The organism is Paenibacillus sp. 23TSA30-6, from assembly GCF_014858585.1.
Classification (GTDB): Bacteria; Bacillota; Bacilli; order Paenibacillales; family Paenibacillaceae; genus Paenibacillus.
Window position 1 is genome coordinate 104883 of the sequence record NZ_SLTL01000012.1, and the last position, 24903, is coordinate 129785.

Annotated in this window: 23 protein-coding genes; 3 read left to right on the forward strand and 20 right to left on the reverse strand. The window is 45.8% G+C overall.

Annotation, left to right across the window (positions count from 1 at the left end):
- Nucleotides 1-3: 3 nt before the first annotated feature.
- The 8 genes from bshC to E0698_RS13370 form a co-directional block, all read right to left on the reverse strand.
- On the reverse strand, nucleotides 4-1635 hold the full coding sequence (gene bshC / locus E0698_RS13335) for a bacillithiol biosynthesis cysteine-adding enzyme BshC (protein ID WP_192511874.1): 1632 nt from the start codon (nucleotides 1633-1635) through the stop codon (nucleotides 4-6).
- A 122-nt stretch (nucleotides 1636-1757) separates the two neighbouring features.
- Nucleotides 1758-2702, reverse strand: a complete 945-nt coding sequence (locus E0698_RS13340; RefSeq protein WP_187644770.1) for an ABC transporter ATP-binding protein — start codon at nucleotides 2700-2702, stop codon at nucleotides 1758-1760.
- A gap of 11 nt (nucleotides 2703-2713) precedes the next feature.
- Nucleotides 2714-3664: an ABC transporter permease gene (locus tag E0698_RS13345; RefSeq protein WP_192511875.1), complete on the reverse strand. Its 951-nt coding sequence runs from the start codon at nucleotides 3662-3664 to the stop codon at nucleotides 2714-2716.
- A gap of 4 nt (nucleotides 3665-3668) precedes the next feature.
- A complete protein-coding gene (locus tag E0698_RS13350; protein WP_014282453.1) occupies nucleotides 3669-4601 on the reverse strand; it encodes an ABC transporter permease in 933 nt (310 codons plus the stop codon).
- Between the two features lie 196 nt (nucleotides 4602-4797).
- Nucleotides 4798-6504, reverse strand: coding sequence for a peptide ABC transporter substrate-binding protein (locus E0698_RS13355; protein ID WP_192511876.1), 1707 nt, complete (start codon nucleotides 6502-6504; stop codon nucleotides 4798-4800).
- Nucleotides 6505-6657: 153 nt separating this feature from the next.
- A complete protein-coding gene (locus E0698_RS13360; RefSeq protein WP_134913479.1) occupies nucleotides 6658-7047 on the reverse strand; it encodes a DUF3397 domain-containing protein in 390 nt (129 codons plus the stop codon).
- Nucleotides 7048-7051: 4 nt separating this feature from the next.
- A complete protein-coding gene (locus tag E0698_RS13365; protein WP_192511877.1) occupies nucleotides 7052-8011 on the reverse strand; it encodes a 2-dehydropantoate 2-reductase in 960 nt (319 codons plus the stop codon).
- Nucleotides 8012-8137: 126 nt separating this feature from the next.
- Nucleotides 8138-8788: an RsfA family transcriptional regulator gene (locus E0698_RS13370; protein ID WP_192511878.1), complete on the reverse strand. Its 651-nt coding sequence runs from the start codon at nucleotides 8786-8788 to the stop codon at nucleotides 8138-8140.
- Nucleotides 8789-9085: 297 nt separating this feature from the next.
- Here E0698_RS13370 and E0698_RS13375 point away from each other — a divergent pair, with 297 nt between their 5' ends.
- Nucleotides 9086-10174, forward strand: coding sequence for a hypothetical protein (locus E0698_RS13375; protein WP_192511879.1), 1089 nt, complete (start codon nucleotides 9086-9088; stop codon nucleotides 10172-10174).
- 142 nt (nucleotides 10175-10316) lie between these two features.
- Here the strand turns inward: E0698_RS13375 and E0698_RS13380 are convergent, their stop codons facing one another.
- The 5 genes from E0698_RS13380 to E0698_RS13400 form a co-directional block, all read right to left on the reverse strand.
- Nucleotides 10317-11648 (reverse strand): PhoH family protein, encoded by a 1332-nt coding sequence (locus E0698_RS13380; protein ID WP_134913475.1) that lies wholly within the window; start codon nucleotides 11646-11648, stop codon nucleotides 10317-10319.
- 380 nt (nucleotides 11649-12028) lie between these two features.
- The gene (locus E0698_RS13385) at nucleotides 12029-13093 is read right to left on the reverse strand and encodes an LCP family protein (protein WP_192511880.1); all 1065 of its coding nucleotides are present in this window, start codon (nucleotides 13091-13093) and stop codon (nucleotides 12029-12031) included.
- A gap of 124 nt (nucleotides 13094-13217) precedes the next feature.
- Nucleotides 13218-15059, reverse strand: a complete 1842-nt coding sequence (typA, locus tag E0698_RS13390) for a translational GTPase TypA (protein WP_134913473.1) — start codon at nucleotides 15057-15059, stop codon at nucleotides 13218-13220.
- A 294-nt stretch (nucleotides 15060-15353) separates the two neighbouring features.
- Nucleotides 15354-15845, reverse strand: coding sequence for a hypothetical protein (locus E0698_RS13395; protein ID WP_192511881.1), 492 nt, complete (start codon nucleotides 15843-15845; stop codon nucleotides 15354-15356).
- Between the two features lie 163 nt (nucleotides 15846-16008).
- Nucleotides 16009-16668, reverse strand: coding sequence for a TerC family protein (locus tag E0698_RS13400; protein WP_192511882.1), 660 nt, complete (start codon nucleotides 16666-16668; stop codon nucleotides 16009-16011).
- A gap of 253 nt (nucleotides 16669-16921) precedes the next feature.
- Between E0698_RS13400 and E0698_RS13405 the strand changes: the two genes are divergently transcribed.
- On the forward strand, nucleotides 16922-17608 hold the full coding sequence (locus tag E0698_RS13405; protein WP_223264089.1) for a TerC family protein: 687 nt from the start codon (nucleotides 16922-16924) through the stop codon (nucleotides 17606-17608).
- Nucleotides 17609-17720: 112 nt separating this feature from the next.
- Here the strand turns inward: E0698_RS13405 and thiI are convergent, their stop codons facing one another.
- The 6 genes from thiI to E0698_RS13435 form a co-directional block, all read right to left on the reverse strand.
- Nucleotides 17721-18947, reverse strand: a complete 1227-nt coding sequence (gene thiI / locus E0698_RS13410; protein WP_134913469.1) for a tRNA uracil 4-sulfurtransferase ThiI — start codon at nucleotides 18945-18947, stop codon at nucleotides 17721-17723.
- A gap of 1 nt (nucleotide 18948) precedes the next feature.
- Nucleotides 18949-20097, reverse strand: a complete 1149-nt coding sequence (locus E0698_RS13415; protein WP_192511883.1) for a cysteine desulfurase family protein — start codon at nucleotides 20095-20097, stop codon at nucleotides 18949-18951.
- 153 nt (nucleotides 20098-20250) lie between these two features.
- Nucleotides 20251-20946, reverse strand: coding sequence for a lytic transglycosylase domain-containing protein (locus tag E0698_RS13420; RefSeq protein WP_192511884.1), 696 nt, complete (start codon nucleotides 20944-20946; stop codon nucleotides 20251-20253).
- 226 nt (nucleotides 20947-21172) lie between these two features.
- Nucleotides 21173-21568 (reverse strand): hypothetical protein, encoded by a 396-nt coding sequence (locus tag E0698_RS13425; protein WP_134913466.1) that lies wholly within the window; start codon nucleotides 21566-21568, stop codon nucleotides 21173-21175.
- Nucleotides 21569-21613: 45 nt separating this feature from the next.
- Entirely contained in the window at nucleotides 21614-21841 is a 228-nt protein-coding gene (locus tag E0698_RS13430) for a DUF1540 domain-containing protein (RefSeq protein ID WP_149093304.1), read from the reverse strand.
- A gap of 181 nt (nucleotides 21842-22022) precedes the next feature.
- Entirely contained in the window at nucleotides 22023-22529 is a 507-nt protein-coding gene (locus E0698_RS13435; RefSeq protein ID WP_149093303.1) for a YpuI family protein, read from the reverse strand.
- A 184-nt stretch (nucleotides 22530-22713) separates the two neighbouring features.
- Here E0698_RS13435 and E0698_RS13440 point away from each other — a divergent pair, with 184 nt between their 5' ends.
- The gene (locus E0698_RS13440; protein WP_192511885.1) at nucleotides 22714-24597 is read left to right on the forward strand and encodes a S8 family peptidase; all 1884 of its coding nucleotides are present in this window, start codon (nucleotides 22714-22716) and stop codon (nucleotides 24595-24597) included.
- 58 nt (nucleotides 24598-24655) lie between these two features.
- Here E0698_RS13440 and E0698_RS13445 read toward each other — a convergent pair whose 3' ends face one another.
- Nucleotides 24656-24898, reverse strand: coding sequence for a hypothetical protein (locus E0698_RS13445; protein WP_192511886.1), 243 nt, complete (start codon nucleotides 24896-24898; stop codon nucleotides 24656-24658).
- Nucleotides 24899-24903 lie beyond the last annotated feature (5 nt).

Below are 24903 nucleotides of genomic sequence, written 5' to 3' on the forward strand. Positions count from 1 at the left end.
AAATCATACATAAATGACACGATGCGTACCCGCCAGATCGGTAGGCACATCCATAATCATATCGATCAGGCCAAGGCCGTAACGGTTTAGAAAATGATAAATCGTATACACCCGTTCCTGCGGCTGTCCGAACGGAAAAAGTGACCACTCGATACGATCCCATTGACGAAGCGCTGATTCATTTTGCCGGAACAGTGCTTCCTGAACTTTTGCTTCCAGATAGGAAATCTGTTCCAGAATCTTCTCGCGATTGGTCTCTCCCAGCCGGAGTAAACCTTTTTCAATCAAGCCTGACTGCTGTATCAGCGGTTCGTATATACGAACAAAAGCTTCCTTGGCCCCTGCAAACTGCTCCTGCATTCCAAGCTGGTCGTGAGTGACAATCCATTGCTTTTTCCGTTCCTCAAGCCCGTCTCTAACTTCGCCAAAGCTCAATTCATACTTCAACATATGCTTTTCCACACCTGGCTCTACCAACGTAAAGGACATCCGTGGCAGCAGTAATGGCATCTGCATCCCCAGCACGCCGAAGGCATCCCGAGTAATCGCCCAGTAGGCAATTTCTCCTAGTCCCAGCACAGAGGCCAGCACCGGAAATAGTGAGTCCTGCATAAGAGGACGGGTTAGGACATTGTTACTAAAACGTTCCGGGTGCCTGTCTGTCTCTTCGAGCAGTTCTTCGACTGTAAATGCCACCTGACCGCGGCGATCCGTGAACAACCCGTTTTGCTTGAACAGCAGCAAGCGTTCTTCTTCATGGATATAAAAGAGATTCGCGCCGCCTTCATGAACATCTGCTTGCAAATGATAGCCGTAATCTACAATCCGTGCAGCAGTCGCCCGGTAAGCTTGCTCCAGTTCATCATTGTGCTGAACCAACCGACGGAAAACGGATGCCTCCAGCTTGCGCAACGAAGGATCAGCAGAATCAAGCAGCACTAATCCGTAGGCGCCGAAAAGAAGTCCCAGCAGTTTGGCGAAGCTTTCACTTAGTCCGTATGAGTCATCGAAACCATGCTCAATCATGCGCAAAATATCAGCCTTATGCTCTGAGTCGGGCAAGCTTTGCTCTATATCAGCCATGGCTTGCTTCCACTCTGCGGCATCGACCTTAATGGCACTAACCGAAGAACGACGTTCCGGCTGCTTATTGAGCTTGATTTTGACTGCTTGCGGGTCATTCGCCATTACATAGGTATGATTGACTTCATCCCAGTCATGATCCTCACCCGCAATCCAGAAAACGGGAATAACCGGACGCTCCAGCCGTTCTTCCGCTTCCCTGGCCGCCTTAATAATCGTAGCAGCTTTGTAAACGACCAGCATCGGACCTGTGAACAGTCCGCTTTGCTGCCCGCCAGCTACCACCAGAGCGTCTGGTTGCTCCAGCCGATCCAATGAAGCATAAACCGCCTCGTGTGCGTTGTATTGCTCATTGTATATGCGGAGACATGCTACGACATCCTTACGGTTTAATCGTAGATGCTCCGTCTCATCCAGTCGCTTCGCTCGTTGGGCATAAGCATCGGCATGCAGAACATCATATTCATACAAATCGCGTGCGCGTCCTGTACCCTGTATGTAATCTTCTGCCAAAGCCGACCCTCCGCGAAGCTCTGCCGGAATTATTCTCATGGGTCTGCCTCCTGTCTCCACCAAAACCTTACTGCTTGATTGTACCGAAAGCCCTTGTCCGCGTCAAAGCTTCTCACAAAAAAACCGCCGAGCAAACTCGGCGGTTGGTGCATAAAACAACATCAGGCGTAAGGCTCAGCTACAAAATGTCCTTTGGACACTTCGATCAGCTTGGCATTTTCCAGGTTATAGGCTCCTGACTTATTGCCGGATGCATCATTTGTATGAATTGGACCGGCTTGATCGCCAGGCATAATAATCCGTTTTTTGTTAGCTTCAACTTCCGGATCGGGAACCGGAATCGCCGATAGAAGCATTTTCGTATAAGGATGGATCGGGTTTGCATACAACTCCGCGCTTTCTGCAAGCTCAACCATTTTACCCATATACATTACGGCTACCCGGTCACTGATATGCTTGACCATCGAGAGATCATGCGCAATGAACAGGTATGTCAGACCAAGACGCTCTTGAAGCTCTTTTAATAAGTTGACAACCTGAGCCTGAATAGAAACGTCAAGAGCCGAGATCGGCTCATCACAGATAATGAATTTAGGATTAACCGCCAGCGCACGGGCAATACCGATACGTTGACGCTGACCACCGGAAAATTCATGGGGATAACGGGTTGCATGATCCGGGTTCAAACCTACCAGATCCAGCAACTCTTCAATCCGTTTTTTGCGCTCAGCACGGCTGCCTGCCATGTTATGAATATCCAGTGCCTCACCAATAATATCAGAAACCGTAAAACGCGGGTTCAAGGATGCATACGGATCTTGGAAGATCATCTGCATATCACGGCGCATGGCTTTCATTTTACCTGATGATAATTTGTAGATATCCGTACCGTTAAAGCGCACGCTACCTGCTGTAGGCTCATATAAGCGAAGAATGGTACGGCCCGCTGTAGATTTACCACAACCTGATTCACCAACCATACCTAGTGTTTCGCCTTCGCGAATATAAAAATTCAGGTTGTCCACCGCTTTGAGCACACGGTTTTTGCCAACATTAAAATACTTTTTAAGACCTTCAACCTCAATTAAATTGTTGCTACTCACCATGATCTCACCTCCTATTTCTTCAGCTTCGGATCAAGCGCATCACGCAATCCATCACCAAAAAGGTTGAACGCAAGCATAATCAAACTGATCAAACCTGCCGGGAAAAGCATACGCCAAGGATAGTACATCCATCCTGTCAGAGCTGATTCAATCATTGAACCCAGCGACGCTTGAGGAGCCTGTACCCCTAATCCCAAGAAGCTCAGAAAAGCCTCGGAAAAAATAGCACTTGGAACCGTCAAAGTCAATGTGACGATAATCGGGCCCACTGCGTTAGGCAACAGGTGACGGAACAGCAGACGACCTGCACCAGCTCCCATCGAGCGGGAAGCAAGCACAAATTCCCGATTTTTCAGCTGTAGCATTTCACCACGCACAATCCACGACATGTTAATCCACCCGGTCACACAGAGCGCAATAATAATGGTTGTGATACTTGGCTCCAGTACAACCAGCAATAGGATCGTAACAAGCAGATAAGGAATGGAATACAGAATTTCAGAGAATTTATTCATGATTTCATCTACACGGCCACCAAAGTAACCCATAATTCCACCATAAATTACACCAATCAGCAAGTCAATCATTGCTGCGGCCAAACCGATAATCAAGGAAATTCGGGCACCCATCCATGTACGTACAAACATATCACGGCCCAAATCATCTGTTCCGAACCAGTGTTCCGCGGAAGGCGGAAGATTGGTGCTCAACAAATCATTCGTGCGGTCATCATAATTCGAAATTTCCGGACCTATAATAGAAGCAAGTACGATGAGAATCAAAACACTCAAGCTTGTCATAGCCATCTTATTTTTACGAAGTCGCTCCCAAGCATCACGCCAGGCGGACAAGCTTTCGCGCTGAATAACTTCAGACTGCCTCTCATCCGCTCCGATTTTCTGAAAGTCTTCCGGTTTTACCTGAAGTTTCTCCAAATTCACAGCATTGTCTTTCACAGACATAAAGTTATCCCTCCTTCCCGCCGGTCAGCTTAATCCGTGGATCAATAAAACCGTATGCAATATCAGTAATAAAACGTGCCACCATCAGCAAAATGCCGTAAAAAATAGTTACTCCCATGATCATAGTATAGTCACGGGTCGTAATACTCTCTACGAACACTTTACCGATACCACCAATCCCGAAAATACGTTCAATAACGACAGAACCGGTAATAATATTTGCCGTCATCGGCCCCACATAGGTAACAACCGGCAAAATGGCGTTCCGTACAACGTGTTTGAACATTACAGTAACAGGTTTCAAACCTTTAGCTTTGGCAGTCTTGATATAATCCGCATGAAGTACTTCCAGCATGCTGGAACGCGTTAGTCGAGCGATAAACGCAATTGGCGAAGCGGATAAAGCGACAACAGGCAGGACGTAATCCATTGGACCATCAAAGCCCATAACATTAAACCAGCCTAGCTCCTGAGCAAAGTAGAACTGAATCAACGATGCTAGAACAAAGCTGGGAACTGCAATCCCCATAATCGCTAAAATCATTGCTACGTTGTCAATAAGCCTGCGATGGTACAAAGCTGCGAGCATACCTAGCAAGAGTCCGACAATAATCGACACAATTATGGCGACAAAGCCCAATTTAAGCGATACCGAAAAAGTTTGTCCAATAATGTCAGTCACACTTTGATTCAGCTTTTTCATAGAAATACCAAAATCACCTGAAGCAATATCACCTAAGTATTTAAAATATTGGACATATACAGGCTTATCCAGCCCATATTGCTCCATTAACCGGGCTTGAATCTCAGGAGAAGTCGCTTTTTCACTCATGAAGGGGTTACCCGGAATTGCTTTCATGAGAAAAAACGTCGCAGAGATCAGAATGAACAAAGAAAGCAGCATATAGAAAAATTTACTGATCAAATAACGCGTCATTGCCCGTTTACACCCCCCATAAATTTTTTTCGACACCATTCGATTTTATCGAAATAGAATTGGAATGTCCAACCTACTTATTTGCATGGTTACATGATAATGGAAAAGACCATGACACACAAAAAAACGGGATATATATGGTTGTACCCACATATATATCCCGAAGTAACTATCAAACTTCAGAATTGAGCTTTAGTTACTGTGTAATATACGCTCTTGTGAAATCAATCGCTCCACTAAAGTCAAGAGCGATGTCTTTTACATTCGGTTTCGTCAAAGAAACATTTGAATAGTAGTAGATCGGAAGCATTACCATATCGTCTTGAACCAGAATTTTCTCTGCTTTTGCGAAATCTTCCATGCGTTTTGCTGGATCGGTTTCTGTTTTTGCTGCTTGAATCAAAGCATCGTATGCAGGGTTGGAGTAACCCGCATTGTTGTTTCCATTGCCCGTTGTCCACATATCCAGGAATGTCATTGGATCATTGTAGTCGGCAGACCAACCACCACGAGCGATTTGGAAATTCAGCTTGTTACGTGTTTGGATAAATACGCCCCACTCTTGGTTCTGGGTTTTGATGTCCACACCAAGGTTTTTCTTCCACATATCAGCGACTGCCAAAGCAATTTTTTGGTGACTTTCACTGGAGTTATACAGCAAGGTTACCGGAGGAAGTGTAGTTACGCCTTCTTCCTTCATACCTTCTTGAAGCAATTTCTTCGCTTCAGTGAAGTCCTCTTTGAAGTAATCGTCTTTATGCTCAGTACGGAATTCTTGAGATACTCCTTTGATACCTGGAGGTACAAAGCCGTATGCAGGAATTTGACCGCCCAATGTTACTCTTTCAACGATTGGTTGGCGTTGAATAGCCATCGCAAACGCTTTACGGATTTTAACATTGTTAAATGGTTTTTCAGTTACATTAAACAAATAGTAATACGTACTTGCAATCCCTTTAGCCTCAAATTCGTTCGGCAATTCTTTTTTCACAGCCGGAATTTGGTCGGTAGGAATTTCACCGTTTGGCAAACCAGCATAATCAAGTTGTCCACTTCTGTAAGAAGCCAGTTCTGTTGCACCGCTATTTACAAGGGACATCGTGATTTTGTTCAGCTTGATTTGGTCTTTACCCCAATAGTTTTCACTCTTGGTCACTTCGATCTTTTGACCGCTGTCCCAAGTTGTTAATGTGTAAGGTCCGTTAGTGATCATCTTGTCTTTCTGCACCGCCCACTTATCATTGCCCTTAACAGAAGGGTTTACAGGGTAGAAGGTGTAGAAAGAAGTCAAGCCCAGGAAGTAAGGAGTTGGGTGTTCCAGCTCTACTTGCAATGTATGGTCATCAACTGCTTTGACACCTACATCTTTGAAGTCTGTAATTTTAGTGCCTTTAAAAGATTTAGAAGTGCTCAGGTTGTAACCCTCAGCATTTTTAATATAATACAATTGGTAAGCATATGGAGGTGCTGGAGCCGTTGAAGGATCCAATACCCGTTGCCAAGCAAATACGAAGTCACTTGCTTTGACCGGGTCGCCATTACTCCATTTTGCAGTATCACGAAGCTTGAACGTATAGGTTTTGCCGTCATCGGAAATTTTCCAGGATTCAGCTACGCCAGGAATTTCTTTGCCATCAGGGCCCATGCGTACAAGACCTTCATACAATGTTTTCAGAACCGTGTTAGTTTGACTGTCCTGAGCTTGTGCCGGGTCGAATGTTGGCGGCTCGGAGAGCAAATTAATGCGCAAAATCTGTTTGTCTGCCGAAGCCGGTGTAGTTGAGGTATTTTCTTGCGCGCCCTTGCCATTGTTTTCGTTCTTGCTGCTGGAGCCACAACCTGCTAACAGTGCGCCAACTGCAAGAATGAGTGTCAAAAGGACTAAAAAGCTTTTCCTTTTCATCTAGCGTTTTCCCCCTAGTTCTAAAGTGGTATATGTTTATAGATTATACAACCAGCGGTCAAAAAAATCTACATCACATTTCTTTAAATTGAGCTTTTTTTTCAAAAAAACATGATTAATTCATATTTTTTCAGGTTTTCATGTCATGTTATATCACATGTTATTGAATATATTTTTAAATATGCCAACAATAGTTAATAAAATATACGCCAATGTCATTGCTATAAAAGTCAATCTCCAGACTGCTCTACATAATCTTTTGCCATCGACCTTACCTTTTATTCGATTTTGGGCTCCTCCAATTAAACCCAGCGCCAGAAGAAGCAACAATAATATCAAATAAAAACCGAATCGTGATGCAAAAATGACGTTAAAGAGCGCCGCGACGGATAGTATCAGAAAAGCCGTGGTAATGTCCATAGATATAAGCAGCGACTTCTTTTTTTCCATTTTAAGCAGGTAGCGGCAAACCGCAAACACGATCAGAAACGGAAAAAAGGGAAGAATACTAAATGTGATGATGGTACCTTGTATGAGACTCAACTGATCACCCCTCTTTTAGCCGCATGCCCTCAATTAATTTCCATAATACCGCATGGGTTGGTGCAGTAACCCCCGCTCGCTCTGCCATCTGCACCAGCTGTCCGTTAATGGAAGCAACCTCCGTCATGGAATGTGCAAGTACATCGGTCAGCATAGACGACTGATTCTCTGCCGTTGCCCGGCAAACCTTCATAATCTGAGCCCACCATACACTGTCCCACCGAATACCATTGGCTTCGTACACTTGAATGCCCTCTTCGTATAGCTTACGCATCATTTGTATACGACCCGGGTCGGAAAGCAACTCTCCATTGGGGATTCGCCATATTGCTGTCAGTGGATTAATCACGGCGTTAATCAGCAACTTGCGGTATATACCGTTCTCGATTTCTTTCGACAAGCAAACGTCAAATCCTGCTGCAAGCAGACGATTTAGCACACATTGTTTGAAACTCCCTGCCTGTACTTCCTCCAGTTCATCCGGACAGCCAATTTCCGTAGCCCCCATCCCGGCATGTACGACGGATGCTACTCCCATTCTCTTGGCTCCTTCGGTCGTTACCGCAGGGTATACCGTAGCTTCAGGACAGGCTTGTCTGATTCGTTCTATATGTCCGATTCCGTTCTGTAAGCAAATAATTCCGATATCATTTTCGATATTATCCGCAGGTTTAATCTGCTCCAATACTTCCTCAATCGCCCCCTGTTTGGTCATTATCAAAATCCATCGTGGCGAAACCTGTGAATTCAAGCGTTGCCAATCTGCCAACGGCGCTACCTTCAATGTGTCTCCGATCACATGAACAGCAACCTGTCCCTCTTTTTCAAGCACAGTAATCCCCTCACATGCAATGATACGTGCCTGCTCAAGCGTTCGTGTCCATAACCTTACTTTCGTGCCTGAGGCTGCCAGCCTCCCGGCAAACAACAATCCGAGCGAACCTGCTCCAATAATATCAATCACCTATGTATCGTCTCGCTTCCATCTTTTTTTCTACTATATCATATGCACTCTAGAGAAATACAAAAAACGCCAACTACGGCAAAGCGCGAGTTGACGTTTTATTTAACATGTGCTGCTGTAATTTTGCTACTCAATGCGCTCCAGATTCCCATTGGCGTCCATTTTGAATCTGGATTTTAGCTCTTCCTCATCCTCGGTGATTAAAGCCAAGCGACGAGCCCGGTCCATAATCTGAATCAGGGCTTTGTAATCATCATTTACAACACGATAGTCGGTTTGCACCTCGTTAACCTCTTTGGACAGCCGGTCATTAATAGAGCGAAGTTGATTTAATTCCTCTTCCTTGTCACGTAAATCTTTTTCCAGCATTTTAATTTGTCGATTGGTTTCCTGTACAGATCCCTTCCATTGACGCAAAAAGCGGATCACAGCGTCGATGGACAACGTATCCTCACTCGTTCCATCCGCTCTGTATACCCCTTCACCCATATCAAGCGTGGCAAAAGCCGCCACCTGAGATACACCAACTGGACTCTGCTTGCGAATATAACTGCGTTTTTGACGCTGCGCTTTAGCAATACTGATGGCTTCATCATAACGCTTGCGCACGCAACTGTTCCAGCGGAAGCCACATGCTGCGGAGGTTCTTCCTATTTTTTGCCCAACCTCTTCAAATGCGGCTAGCTGTGTTCCGCCTTCCCGGATATGACGCAATGTCACCTCCGCCAATATCAAATCATCTTCTGCACTCCATGCATCTTGTCTTATTGCAGTCATGCCTCTAGCCCTCCTAACAACATCCTGAAATAACCGTCTTCATGAACCGGTCTTACCGGTATTTGAATAGGGTATAAAAGCTGTTTATTCATTTCTATGCCTCTCGTAGAGTTCATAGAATCTATTTGATACTAAATTGTATTTCCATTTCTATAAGAACTCATACGTGGACAAATATAGTTTCGGGTTTCAAGCATCCTCTGGGTGCTGTACAATAAATCAATGGTTAAAGAATAAGAAAGGAACATATATATTACTGTTAGACTTTTTGCGGGAATACATAAAAGGGGAAAACCAATGAACAGATCCACTCTAAAAATGATAAGTTGTACTCTGCTAACGATCATTTTGATACTAACCACCATGCCTGTACGTCCTGTTCTGGCCGCTCCTTCAGAAGAGGCAAACCGGATTTTGCAAGATAGTCTGTCAATCGTCGAGATTGATCATGAAATTGAGCGGATCAGTCAGGAACAACAGATACTTTTACAACGTCAGCAGGAACTGCGGAGCAATCTCGCCACTCAGCAGGAGCAGATGATCAGGCAAAGGAAACGTGCGAGTTCTGTACTGCGTTCCTATTATATGGGCGAAAGGGACAAGCTGCTCAGTGTAGTGCTGGGAGCTAAAAATCTTAAACAGCTTCTCTCCCTGTACGATTACTACTTGTTGCTGGTTAGCCACGATCAGGATGTGCTTCAGGAATACGAGTCCAATTATCGGAATATGCGAAAAACGGAAGAACAGGTCACACGGGCCTCATCGGATTTGGGAACGGTCAAAACAAACTTGTTGGAACAACGTAAGCGCATTGTTTTGCTTCAGGAGCGTGTAAATGCCGGTGTTAACAACAGCAATGACCCGGATACGCTACGCAAGCTAATCAGCGAAATGACAGCCTATTGGGAGAATGTAGGCGTCTACGAGGTGAACAAGCATTTTAAAGCGCTGGCTCAAGCGATGCAGGATTTGCCTCAATTTATTCAACAACAGCAAGGAGCCATGATTACAAACGGCAAAGTCATTACGATAAGCATACGTGAGGAAGATTTTAACCGTTTTCTGAAATCGGAAAATGAATTATTTAATCACTTCAACTTTTCCTTCGGGCAGGATCGTATTGTTGTAGAAGGTCAACAGGGGACCATGAAATTGAGGGTAGAGGGACACTATACGGTTGAGAAAGAACCGCAAAATGCGATTTTGTTCCATGTGGACCGGCTCGTCTTTAACGGACTGGAGCTGCCAGATACGACCCGTAACAAGCTGGAAAAGGATTTTGATCTGGGCTTCTATCCGCAGCAGCTCATTTCTTATGTCAAGGCCACAGAGGTACGCACCATAGCGGGGGTACTTGAGGTTAAGCTAGAACTGAGCCTGAATTAAGCCTTTTTCACCCTTGTATAGCTATTTATAAATAATACATGGACAAAAATAAGAGACCCCGGGGATGTTCCCGAGGTCTTCTTATTTGCAACAAAATGCTGTGCAGTATATAAAAATTGATAGTGAATAGTGATAGGAGCTGCTACAGCAAATCTGCTGCCAACTGCGCCAGTTTGGAGCGCTCTCCTTTTTCCAGCATAATATGTCCGCTAATCCCTTCCTGCTTGAAGCGTTCTACTACATACGTCAGCCCGTTACTGGCGGCATCCAGGTAAGGGTGGTCAATTTGCTCCGGGTCTCCCATCAAAATAATTTTACTCCCCTCACCTACACGAGATACGATTGTTTTGATCTCATGTCGGGACAAATTCTGTGCCTCATCAACAATAATAAATTGTCCAGGTATTGAACGCCCACGAATATAAGTGAGCGCCTCCACCTGAATGCTGCCCAAGCCCATCAAAATTTTATCGATATCACCTGATTTTTTGGCATCAAACAAATATTCCAGATTGTCGTAGATCGGTTGCATCCACGGGCGAAGCTTTTCTTCTTTTTCTCCTGGTAAATAACCGATATCCTTGCCCATAGGAACGACAGGACGGGCAATGAGCAGCTTCTTGAAGCGATGTTCATCCTCTACCTTGAGCAGACCCGCCGCGAGCGCCAGCAACGTTTTGCCTGTACCTGCTTTTCCGGTAATCGTCACCAACGGGATATCATCATTAAGCAAAAGCTCCAGCGCCATCCGTTGTTGGGCATTACGCGCACTGATCCCCCACACCGATTCATTGCTTAAATACAGAGGCTCCAATCGATCTGCCTCCTGATTCACTTTCAGCAAAGCCGATTTTCCAGTTCCCATTTCATCCTTTAGAATAACGAATTCATGAGGATATAGCGTATAAGACAGCTCCAGTGGTTTGATAGGTAAAAAACGATTGGAATAAAACTCATCTATGATGGACGGATGCACCTGAATTGCCGAGTACCCGGGATATAGCTCACTCAGATCACCGGTTCTGTCGGATAAATAGTCTTCGGTCAGCAGTCCTAACACATCTGCCTTGATTCTCACCAGCACATCTTTACTGACCAGCACGACCGAACGCGGTTCAGGTAGCTCCTGCTCCTCCAACTGATAATTCAAGGCGACCGCCAAGATTCGGTTATCGTTCGAAACCTCCCCGAACATCTCCTGAACTTTCAAAAAGCTCCGGTGATTTAATTCAACCTTGAGCCTCCCACCTTGCGGAAGCGGAACACCACTGTGCAGATGCCCTACTTCCCTCAATCCGTCCAGCAATCGCGATACGTTGCGTGCATTCCGTCCAATCTCATCCGCGTTGCGTTTTTTGGAGTCGATTTCTTCCAGAACAACAGCTGGAATAACCACTTCATGTTCTTTGAAGGTAAAGATGGCTTTCGGATCATGCAGTAGCACATTCGTATCCAGCACAAAAATTTTCTTCATTTAGATCCCCTCCAAAGCGGCGTGGACAATCTCGTGTTTCATACCTATACCTATTCACCGGGTACCCAATACTTGCTGATTACCTGAAAAAAGACCCCAGAGACAGCGTTAAACAACGAAAAGTTGGTAGGTAATTAGAGCCGTTAGAGCCTGTACACCTTGGGATCAGACACAAAAGGCCCAGTGATTACTCACTGGACCTTACTTATTCCATTCATTTCATTACCAAAAAAGCAAACGATATTAGACAGCAAACGGGTATGAATGTCAAAACCATAGACTTGGCGTGCTACACATTCAGACATACCTCAACCCCCTTATGCCATATAAGAGCTTTTACTCGCTGCGAGTATAACATAAGAGGGAAGTAAGATACAAACTCAAGAATTGGAAGAAGAGACAGTATTATTGTCACTCGCCTTTTTGGATAATTCCTCTTGCAGTGCTTGTTTGGCCAGATCAAGCTGCTGCTCATCAATATAGACATAAGGACTGCGCCACGTTCCCGCTACCGGTTTGTAATTCACATTTTGCTTGGAAATATTCCAATAGGTCTGTACGAGATTTTTCATTTGCTGAGACTCAATATCCGTCATCATATTCTTATCAACGGATTTAATAATTGCACTAAATTTGCTTAGAGCACTAAAGGACTGCATTTGGTCAATCAAGGAATGAAGCACCTGATTTTGTCGACGGTTGCGATCAAAATCATCAGATTCAGCTGTTCTCGGGCGACAGTTTGATTTACGGTAACGAACAAAATCAAGGGCCTGATCACCGTCCAAATGTTGTGCTCCTGCCTTCAAGTTAATGTTAGTACCATCTGCACTGTCACGGTAACACATATTTTTGTCGACCGTAACATCTACGCCACCCAAATTATCTACAACATCTCTGAAGCCCTGGAAGTTAATAACCGTCACATAATCGATGTCAATATTCAAATATTTGCCGACCATCTTCTTCATTTGCTCTTCAGCGACTTCACCAGACTCTTTCTCTCTGGCCTTGAACACCGGATAGTACTCATTCAGCTTACGAGGTTTATATCCATCCAGTTCCAGCCGCGTATCCCTCGGCAACGACACGATTGTAGATGACTTGGTATTCGGATTCAGGGTAGCTACCATAATAACGTCCGACAAATAAGTTGGATGATCAGGGCGGTAATCCGTTCCAAGCAACAAAATGGTCAAAGGCTTGGCCTCGGCCAACTGTGTTTTTGGCACCTCTTTATTAATCCCCGTATCCAAAACATCCTCTACCTGATTGTATAGATAGTAGGCGTAACCGCCGGCCGCCAAGATACCTATAATGAGCAGAAACAGAACAAACTTCATAAACGATCTGAAAAAGCTTTTTTTCTTTTTCGTTTTTTTCGGTTTGGCGGATTTTTTCCCGCTTTGTGTCCGGGGAGGCAATCCGTTAGAAAGATTACTCATGCTTCAACACCTTTTCCTGCGTTTTGAGAAATAAAACTTTCTCCAAGTTTACAATCCTAAAACAGATACAGCGGCGCATCCCGTTGCCGGGCGTCGCCGCTGTGGCCCAAACCAATCCAATCAATTACGAATTTGCTTGTGCTGTTTTACGCTGTTTTTCTGCACGCTCGCGCTCACTTTTGTTCAAAATCTTTTTGCGCAAACGAATGGCATTCGGTGTAACTTCACAATACTCATCATCATTCAAATATTCGAGCGCCTGTTCCAAAGAGAAGATACGAGGCGTTTTAAGTTTAACAGTATCGTCTTTTGTTGCAGAGCGAACATTCGTCAATTGCTTCTCTTTACAAATGTTAACAACGATGTCGTTATCACGTGTATGCTCTCCGACGACCATACCTTCATAAATCTCAGTACCCGGCTCCAGGAACAGAATACCGCGATCCTCTACACCCATCATTCCATAGAATGTAGTGCTTCCATTTTCAGTCGAAACGAGTACGCCTTGATGACGTCCACCAACTTGACCGCCAACAAATGGACCATAGCTGTCAAACGCATGGTTCATTACGCCATAACCACGAGTCAAAGTCAGGAAGTTCGTAGTGTAACCAATCAGACCACGTGCAGGGATCAGGAATTCCAAACGAACCTGTCCGGTGCCGTTGTTAATCATGTTGACCATTTCAGCTTTACGGGAGCCGAGACTTTCCATAACTGCGCCCATGCTTTCTTCAGGAATATCAATGAGGAGACGTTCGATAGGCTCCATTTTCTTGCCATCAATTTCCTTCACGATTACTTCCGGTTTGGACACTTGCAACTCATAACCTTCACGACGCATGTTTTCAATCAGGATACCCAGATGCAACTCACCACGTCCAGATACGATAAATGCGTCCGGGCTGTCGGTTTCATCAACACGCAAGCTGACATCCGTTTCAAGTTCTTTCAGAAGACGCTCGCGCAGTTTACGGGATGTGATCCACTTACCTTCGCGACCTGCGAATGGGCTGTTATTAACCAGGAAGGTCATTTGCAGCGTTGGCTCATCAATCTTCAGTACAGGTAAAGCTTCAGGATGATTTGGATCGGCAATCGTTTCGCCAATGTTAATATCCTTGATCCCTGCAATAGCCACAATGTCACCAGCGCCCGCTTGATCGGTTTCGATCCGTTTCAGACCTTGGAAACCAAACAGCTTCTCAATACGCGCTGATTTGCTGCTGCCGTCACGCTGCATAACCGTAACCGCTTGTCCTTGCTTGATAATACCACGGTTTACACGGCCAACTGCAATGCGGCCAAGATATTCGTTATAGTCCATCAGTGTTACGAGGAATTGAAGAGGCTCATCTACTTTCTCCGTTGGAGCGGGGATGTGATCCACAACGGTTTCGTACAATGCCTGCATGTTATCGTCTTGCTTTTCGGCATCCAGACTGGATGTTCCGTTCAGCGCTGAAGCATAAACAACAGGGAATTCCAACTGCTCATCATTCGCACCCAACTCGATGAACAGATCAAGTACTTCATCAATAACTTCGGCCGGACGAGCTGCCGGACGGTCAATTTTGTTAACAACAACGATTGGCGTGAGGTTTTGCTCCAACGCTTTACGCAGTACAAATTTAGTCTGCGGCATACAACCTTCGTAAGCATCAACGACGAGCAAAACACCGTCAACCATTTTCATAATCCGTTCCACTTCGCCGCCAAAGTCGGCGTGTCCCGGTGTATCCACAATGTTGATCAGGTAATCTTTGTACGTAATAGCTGTATTTTTAGCCAAAATCGTAATACCGCGTTCACGCTCCAGATCGTTGGAGTCCATGGCGCGCTCCTGAACAGCCTCGTGGTCTCTAAATGTTCCGGACTGTTGTAGAAGCTTGTCGACAAGCGTCGTTTTGCCGTGGTCGACGTGGGCAATAATAGCAATATTGCGAATGTTCTCTCTTGCATGCATGGTTTGTATCCATATCCTTTCCGTATATCAAAATAGTGTCTCTATCCTGAAAGTAATGCTTATCCAAGGCTAACAATCGTTCTTCAGGCCCGCTCCCTGCCAGCCCTCTGTATATTTCAGGCTTTGTGCAGGCAACTTCTCTTTCCGATTCGCGTGAAAACCTTAAAATAAGCGTCAGAAAACGTTCCGACGCTCTTATCATATCCATTATATTATAGTTGAAATATGTCATAAAGCAAGACATTATTGGCTGTTCCGTAATTTACCGCCATAAATTTTGCACACCTTGTCGTTTCACCATTTACGTTTGGTGCGATTGTTAACCATCAACCATATTCCCGCACCGATCAGTATAACTGCAACCACATAAATAATTCCGGTCCCTAACATGCTGATAATCAGCAGAAATATCGAAACGAGCCCCAAAATCATGCTCCCTGTATATAAGGTGCGAGGTAGCGTTATATCATTAATGGCGTATTCCCATAATCCAACCGCCACACCCAGTAGTAGCATAGGCCATAGATAGACCATCAAATGCCAGCCCCATGTATTACAGAGAAAAAATAAAAAACCGTACACCGACAAAATCCCGGCCGGCAGCAGCATAATGGGAGAAATCTTACGCATCATGTTCAACGCATGCAGTATAATACCAGGTACTAGAATCAGCAAGGGCCAGAAGTATTGTCCCAAAAAGGAGAAGACCCCCAGTTTTCCTAACAAAATAATCAGTCCTACGGCAATGATGCCCAATCCGATCATACGCTCTTTTCCGGAATTCATCGTGGTCTCCTTTATTTGCTGGATTTGTTTTTTGGTCTCTTAATAAGAATGTTTTCAAGTGTATTTTTGTAAGTATAGTGTTTTTACAAAAAACGAGTAGATTCCCCGGCATTTGCAAAAGCCCTATGTATAGTTTAGCCGATGTTTTCCAAAAAAACTACGTTCAAATGCGGCGGGCTCGCAACTGCTGATATAATCCTGCTATTACAACTACGATGACCAGTAATCCCGGTAACCATGAATGTAAAACTTCCCCAGACCCGGCTAACCATGCTCCCAGTTTGGGATCACGCAGTAGCATTTCACCTGCTGTGAAGGCCAGTATTGCAGATCCGAGTAGAACAAGTACAGGGAAACGGTGAAGCCAGACTGCAATAACGTTGCTTCCCCACACCACAATTGGAATGCTAATCGCAATACCGATGACAATGATCGCAATGTCCCCATTTGCAAGTGCTGCAATAGCCAATACGTTATCCAGACTCATCACAAAATCCGCTACCAGAATCACTTGTATAGCCTTCCATATGGTCGTTTCTGCTCTTACTCCCATATTATCGTTATTCTCATAAAGCAGCTTAAACGCAATCCATAACAAGAGCAGACCACCTGCTGCCTGAATGAAGGGTATGCCTAGCAAAATGACAGCTGCAAAAGTCAACACACAGCGCAGGGCAACTGCGCCGAGCGCCCCCCACCATATTGCTTGGCTCCGCTGTCTTGCAGGCAAGTTTTTGCTCGCCATGGCTATAACAACCGCATTATCACCGCTTAACACCAAATTGATCATTAATATTTTCAACAGCAAAATGATATGCTCCATGTGTACAAACACCCCCATCCTACTTGTATGCGAAATAGGACGAGGGTATGCTTGTACACCGAGGAATCTAATAATTTTATTAAACATATCCATAATTTATTAAAAATCAACACCTGATTTGTTGAGCATAATCCTTGAAATGATTAGCAAACAGCAATATAATGAATCGTATTTCCGGGAAACGGGTATTAATCATAAACAGAGCATACTGAACTTAGTAGGTTGTTTAATCAGGGAGATGAGAACGATTGACATGTCCGGATTTCAGTTTTTTTGGCTACTGCTTAATGTGATATTTATTGACCTTCTGCTTGCAGGAGATAACGCTATTGTAATTGGGCTTGCCGCCCGAAAGCTACCGCCCGAAACGCAAAAAAAAGCGATACTGTACGGTACCGGAGGTGCTCTACTCATTCGTATAGCCGCCACGATTGTCGTGCTTTGGCTGCTTCAAGTGCCGTGGCTGCTACTCGTCGGAGGAATAATGCTGATCTGGATTGCATACAAGCTGCTGGTAGATCAGGAGGATCACGCCGAAGTCAAAGCCGGCACGAGTTTATGGGGCGCTATACGCACCATCGTTATAGCTGATGCAGCCATGGGACTGGACAATGTGATCGCCGTCGCAGGCGCTGCCCAGCAGCATTTGATACTGGTGGTGCTCGGTCTGCTGATCAGCGTGCCGATTGTCGTATGGGGAAGCACTCTTTTCATCAAGCTTATTAACAAATTCCCCTGGATCATCTATTTGGGCTCGGCTGTGCTTGGCTATACCGCCTCCAATATGATTACCGAAGAACGCAAGCTGGAGCCATACTTTACCGCACACCCCGCGCTGCGTGTCCTGTTTATTGCCTCAGTGATGGTTGGTATTTTGCTCACAGGCTATCTTCAAAACCGCAGAGCCATATCCAGTCGAAAAAAAGCTGTTTTGAAATAATTCCTAAGAAAAACCTCGTATATCTTATCTCTAATCTAAAAAGAGGCAGACCCGACAATAGTCGATGGATCTGCCTTTTTGTATACCGCTAAACGTGGCATCTTAAAAGATTTTAAAACCAATCCTCTTGCACAACTTCCTCTTTACGTCCCTCTATAGCTCCATCTGCCTCAAGAACAACAGTCTCCGTTGTAGCCACGGCCTGCTCAATCAACGTATTTAAATCCCGAATAGAGGCTTCGATCTTTTGAACAACCCATAAATTAGGATTGGTCGTTGGAGATTTGGGAACAAACAACGTGCAGCAATCCTCATACGGCAGGATAGATAAATCGTATGTGCCAATTTGCTTGGCTATTTCCGTAATTTCCTGTTTATCCATCATCACAAGAGGTCGCAGCAGCGGTAACTCCGTCGAACGCCCTATCACATTCATGCTCGATAAAGTTTGGCTGGCTACCTGGCCGAGACTGTCCCCCGTCACTAGCGCCAGCGCCCCTTCACGCTCCGCCAGCATCGTTGCAATACGCAGCATAGACCGTCTCATCAGTGTGATGATCAAATTATCCTGTCCGGTACGTGTAAAAGCCGTCTGCACCTCAGTAAAGGGTACAAGATGAATCTTGATGCGTCCCGCGTAACCTGCCAATACCCTCGCCAAGTCAATAACCTTTTCTTTCGCACGCTCACTCGTAAATGGATAGCTGTAAAAATGGACGCATTCGATTTCCAATCCTCTGCGCATGGAGGACCATCCCGCTACCGGACTGTCGATTCCGCCCGAGAGTAGCAGCATAGCTTTGCCGTTTGTACCTAACGGATAGCCTCCTACAGCCGTAATAATATCGCTAAATATATAAGCCGCCTGCTCTCTGACTTCCACCCGTAGCTCGATATCCGGTTGGCGGACATCGACCTTTAACACTGGAAACTCGCGCAGTACCGGCGAACCGATCAAATGATTCATCTCATGAGAGGAATGGGCAAATCCCTTCCACACCCTGCGGGCATTTACCTTGAAAGTCGTTCCTTCCGTTGGGTTCAACTCACGCATCAAGGCTACAGAGGTCTCAATAATCGTGTCAAGCTCAACAGGAGCCATTTTAACAGGACTGATGGTGGTGATACCAAAGACTTTTTGTAGCACCTGAATGATCTGCTCATAAGGCTCTCCTCCGAGAACTACATAAATCCGTCCAAATTCCTTACGCAAAGAAGCGCCGGGAAACGGCTTGAGCAACAGCTTCACATGATTCAGTACCGCCTTTTCAAAACGGGCGCGGTTTTTCCCTTTTAATGTAAATTCGCCAAAGCGAAGCAACAACATATCATAATTCATTTTAACGTTTCCACCTTTCAAGGGATTCCAACTGCGCCACAGCCTGGCGGAGCGCGAGAATAAGCTCGTCAATATCCTGTTCCGTATGTTCATCCCCGAAGCTGATCCGAATGCCGCCAGACGCTTCCGCATCATTTCGACCCATCGCCAGCAAAATCCGGCTAGGCTCGGCTAATTTGGAGGAACAAGCCGATTGGGTCGATACCGCAAAGCCCAATTGCTCCAGCGTATGCAGCAGCACCTCTGCCTTCATACCCGGATACGAAAAATGGACAATGTGCGGTGCTTCCTCCCCGCTATTCAGTCGCAATTGGGGGATCGTCTTCACTTCCGCGGCTACCCGATCTCTCCAAACAGTCATACGCTGCGCCGCCTCTGCTTGCCATTCGCCCGCCAGCCGCACTGCCTTGGACATGCCGACAAGCAGCGGAACATTTTCCGTACCGGCACGAAATCCCTGCTCCTGAGAGCCTCCGCTAAGCAGTGGGAAAAGCTCCACACCTTCCCGAACCACAAGCAGTCCGGCTCCTTTGGGACCGCGCAGCTTATGTGCGGACAGGCTGTACAAATCAGCCTTCCAGCCCCGGATATCTACCGGAAGCTTTCCATAGCCCTGCACACCATCAACATGAAACAGTACACGCGGGAACTGTTCCTTCAGCGCGGCTCCGATATCATGTAGCGGCTGCACCCTTCCCGTCTCATTATTGACATGCATAATGCTGACTAAAATCGTGTCTTTGCGGATAGCTGCACAAACCTGCTCTGCACTGACATGCCCTTCCGCATCAACGGGCAGAAATGTGACCTCAAATCCCACTTTTGCCAACTGTTTGCAAGCCTCATACACAGACGGATGCTCCGTGGATACTGTAACGATATGCTTGCCTCTGGCCTGATACTGCAAGGCCACTCCCTTAATAGCGAGATTATTGCTTTCCGTTGCCCCGGATGTGAACACAATCTCCGCCGGATGTACGTCCAAAGCTGTAGCACAAACCTCCCGGGAACGTTTAAGCAGCTTATCCGCATCTTCCCCGTACCGATGCATTGAGGACGGGTTGCCATAGTGGCGTCTCATCACCTCTGCAATCGTCGTAATCACCTCTTCAAAAGGCGGAGTTGTCGCTGCATAATCAAAATATTTCATGGAACTCCCCTTTCTGCCCTGCAACCTCTACAACAAAAAAAGACCAAAACAGGGAAAGGTCACTGCATTACACAGTGACACCCTTTCCCCATATTGATCCTGCCTGCGGACCTGTCTGATTAAAATTTTGTTTTTCTTTATAAGCTACAGGGCTTAAATCGTATATTTTTCACGTGCGTTCTGAATTTTGGTAATATACTTTTGCGTTTCTACTGGAAGCTTGTCCAGGACAGCCATCAACTGCTCGTCACTATTCACGCCCAGTCGCTGTACCCGTCCGGGACCCGCATTATAAGCTGCCAAGGCCATATTTTCCTGTCCGTTAAAACGTTTGATCTGGTAAGACAAATAACGAACTCCGGCATCAATATTTTGTGCAGGGTCATACGAATCGCTAACTCCCAATCCTTGGGCCGTAGCATCCATAAGCTGCATAAGTCCTTTGGCTCCGGCTGAAGAAGTGACCAGCGGGTTAAACGAAGATTCCGTATCAATGACCGCTTTAATCAGCGACACCGGAACCCCGTATTTATTGCTGGCCTCGTTAATTAGATCATCATAAGCCGTAGGTTTGGTTGGCCCATCGGTTGCTGTGCTGGAAGAAGGATATACCGCCAATGGCGAAGCTGCCCCTCTCGATGGTCCCAATTGGAGCCAGAGCAAACCATTTTCATCCCTTGTAACATCCCCTGAATTGACACGAGCTGCAGCATCATCTGTCTCCAACTGGCCTGTCTGCTCGAGCAATCCGGAAAAAGCATCCGTTGTTCCCGTTTGTGCTGTAGCACTTATATTATTCAACAATTGCGTATCGATTATGGATTTGGACACGCGCGGATCTATTTGCATGTGGTATTCCCAACTTTCTTTAGTTGTTATATCCCAAACAGCCTATCATTACTGCTTATGATACAACGTTTTGTTATGTACTGCCATACTTTTTAACGAAAAAAAGCTCCGTATCTGTCGAAATGACAGCGGAGCTTCATGGTACTGACTTGATGCAGACAGATCGCTTTAATCATTTCTACTTGGACAGGCAAGCGATTACCCGGTTTTTCGAACCTTCATGGAATCAACGTACAAACGGAATAAAAGCAAAGTAGCTTAATGTCGCCAGCGCACCCAGCCCGATCGACCAAATACCTGTTGTTTTGTTCCCATTTACATAAGCAAAAAAACCCAACACTGCAGCAATAGGCCCCAGCACAATAGACCACATAAACAGTGCGGCAATACCTGCGGCTAAACCGATATAGCCTGAGATACGTCCACTTTTGCTTATGACATGCTGCTCATCCTTGTCCTTATGCCGAGTCACGGCTGGTGAGCCGGGAGCTACCTCAGCCGCATATTCCTCTTGATGGTTGCGACGCTTGGCAGAGCGTTCTTGAATACGACGGGGATAATCCACACGCTTGCGGCTAAAATTCTCTTCGTCTCGATGCTTATCAGTTTCATGATCTTCCATAATACACTGCACCTCCAATTACGTAATGATTCGCGGGATGGATTGTTACAGAGACTTTGGTTTAAAGGTGTGACAACAGGTTGCTGCAGAAGTTGCAGCCTGGTCACGTTCGACTGAGCTGAAGCTTTCGCCCGCATATTCTTCATCAAATTTTTTCCCGGCGTGACTGTCAATTTCTATCATGATCAAATCTGCCTTGCACAAGTTGTTTTCTCCCCAATAATGACAATTGGCTACGCTGCATTTGACTATTGGCTTGGCCTCTTGGCTCATGATCATCACCTCGAATTCATTGTCCCCCCGGTATCGTTCACCTATGCGCCACGGCATATGGCAGTTGGTGACATACGAAAAAAGCCGTTTCCGGCACCTCCTCCACACTGGCAGGAAGCAAACAGGAAACGACTTGCTTGTCTCATTTGTTTTTAATTGAAAAAATCAACGGGCTAGATACTTATGCATGTGTGCGACGAGTCTGCATCCGGCGCTGGGTCAAATAATCACTTTCATAATAAGCAAGATCATCGCGCAATTCTTCAAAATTTTTCGTAATGTCCATGATCACTTCGCGGGCGGGATTCACTGGCGTTTTACGGAAGCGTATAGCATCTTGTCCCGTATAAGCGTAGCGACCGTCCTCTGCGTAAGATTCATTTTTGGGATAAAAAAAGCTGTTCACGCAGTCATGGTAAACGTTATACAATGCCTTTTCCGCAAAATCGACGTCAAAGTTGGCACGGCGCAAAGCCACACCCAGCTTTTCATAAGATACTTCGGAAAAAACAAGGACATGGCGGAGATCTGACAAAAAGCCTTTGTAAAAGAGTACGGACTCCTCACTGCGATCCATAGCCAGCTCCGGCAGTGCATGCTCATTAAGAAATGCTTCCACCCGTTCCACGGCAGATTTCAGTTTCTCCTGCGCCGACTCACATAATTTTTGTACGTTGACTGCTGACATCAATGCAGCTCCCCCTTATTTGTTGCTTGTTCATCAATTTGGTTACCCGAAAATAGATCCTTCTAACCGAAAGAGCTGTAATTTTCAGTATTTATCCTACCACAAATAAGGATTGAAAGGTATAAAAACATGCCAACCTTCTCACGCTAACCATAAATCATAAACTCCCAAGGAGGACGGTCCCATGTCTCGGCAAAAATGGTTAAAACCCCTGATCGGAGCAGCCGCAGGGGTGCTTGTCATCACCCTGATGCTGCCTTCCCGAGATCACCGCCACACACCACAGCCCGAATATACGGCAAAAATGGTACCACAGCAGGAAAAGCAGCTCAAAAAAGGAATGTTGGCTTTGGACTTGTCCGCTACAGACACCATCACTCGCATGGACGCCAGACAGGATATTGAATACGTAATGCGTGAACTGAATGGTAAAACCAATGATCAGAAAAAGCATTTTGCTCGCAAGTTTCAGCAGTCACACAGTCATCTTCACACGCTACAGTGGATCAATACACGTGACGCGAAGAGCACAACCTACACAGGCAGAAAGACACAATCCCGTCTGCTTAATGACGCTCAAGTCAAAAACAGTCTGACAGTGGCTCGCCGTTCCGTCCTGCAAAACAAATCTTACGAATCCGCAGCCTTTCAGGTCGAGGGTCGAAAATATTTTGTTATGGCAGAACCAGCGACTGACGGAACATACGGCGTTGCCGCACTGGTCAGCCAGCAAGTGCTTCATGACGTGGAAAAGCATCAGCGCAAAAACCTGCGCTTGATCCCCTATCCGAAGGAAGGCAGCTACAAAATCGAATCGGTACATCCCGACACACTGCATGATATTACCGTCAAGACGGGTCATGACAATGAAAATGCGAGCCATTATTTTGAGAATGAAATCGTCGTTCGCTTCCGCCACAATCCTGATCAACGGCAATTGCGCGAGATCGCAGCAGATTTGAACTGTGAGCCAGGCCGAAAGCTCGGTTATACGTATGTGTTTCATTCGAATAACATGAACTTCAAAGAGCTAAAGCAATATTTCTCGCAGAAGTGGAACCCGGTATATGCAGAACCTCACTACATGTATCTGACGAATGAAAAGAAACCCGTAAAAGCGTCGGATGTCTCTATTCCGAATGACCTGCTCTTTTCCCGCTATCAGTGGAATCTGCCAGCCACCGAAACCAACCGGGGCTGGGCATTATCCAAAGGCAGCAAAAATGTCGTCGTAGCCGTCGTGGATACGGGAGTGGATATGGACCATCCTGATTTGAAGGGCCAAATCCTCCCGGGACACAACGTAGTTAGCCCGAAAGAAAAACCTTACGATGACGTTGGTCACGGAACGCATGTTGCCGGCATCATATCCGCGCTCGTGAACAACGGAGAGGGAGTTGCCGGCATGACATGGTATAACAAGGTCATGCCTGTCAAGGTACTCGATCAATCCGGGTCCGGGACCACTTATTCCGTGGCAGAGGGTATTATATGGGCTGCAGACCATGGAGCCAAGGTCATTAATTTGAGCCTCGGTAATTATGCGCAAGCTGAATTTTTACACGATGCGATTAAATATGCCTATGACAAGGATGTTGTATTAGTCGCAGCCACGGGAAATGATAATACGGAACGGCCAGGCTATCCCGCAGCCTATCCGGAAGTATTTGCCGTATCTGCCACAGATGCGTCTATGCACCGGGCTTCTTTTTCCAACTATGGAGATTATGTTGATGTTATGGCCCCCGGCGCAAGCATAGCAAGCACGTATCCGGGGAACCAATACGCCGCCCTCTCAGGCACTTCGATGGCCAGTCCGCATGTATCAGCGCTCGCGGCCCTTGTCCGTTCCATCAACCCCGACCTGACGAACAAAGAGGTTATGGATTTAATGAGACACAGTGTGATTGATTTGGGTACACCAGGGCATGACAAATATTTTGGATATGGCCAAATCGACGTATATAAGGCGTTGAAAGCAGCTCAACGTCCGTATGTTCCTTTGCAGTTCTATCCACAGCATTTGAGTAACAAGATCAAATCCCTTTTGAAGATGCTGGAAACGTAAAAGATTCCGTTTGTAAAAGCAGCCATGTACGGTTCATGGCTGCTTTTTTTGTAATCCCTTAGCGTTTAGAGCTGCTACGTACCTGACGCTTGCCATTACTGCGAGTATGACTGAGGGTATGACAGCAAGGATCAGAAGGGTCTTTTACAGTCACTGGGAATACATGGTGTGGTACAGGTATAATGTGCGCTTGGTTGATAATTTCAATCGGATGAACTACAGGCACCACTTGTGGGAAAAATTGATGATTTACAAATTGGATCGGCGGGCACACGATCGGTTCGTTAGGGCAATGACTCATAATGT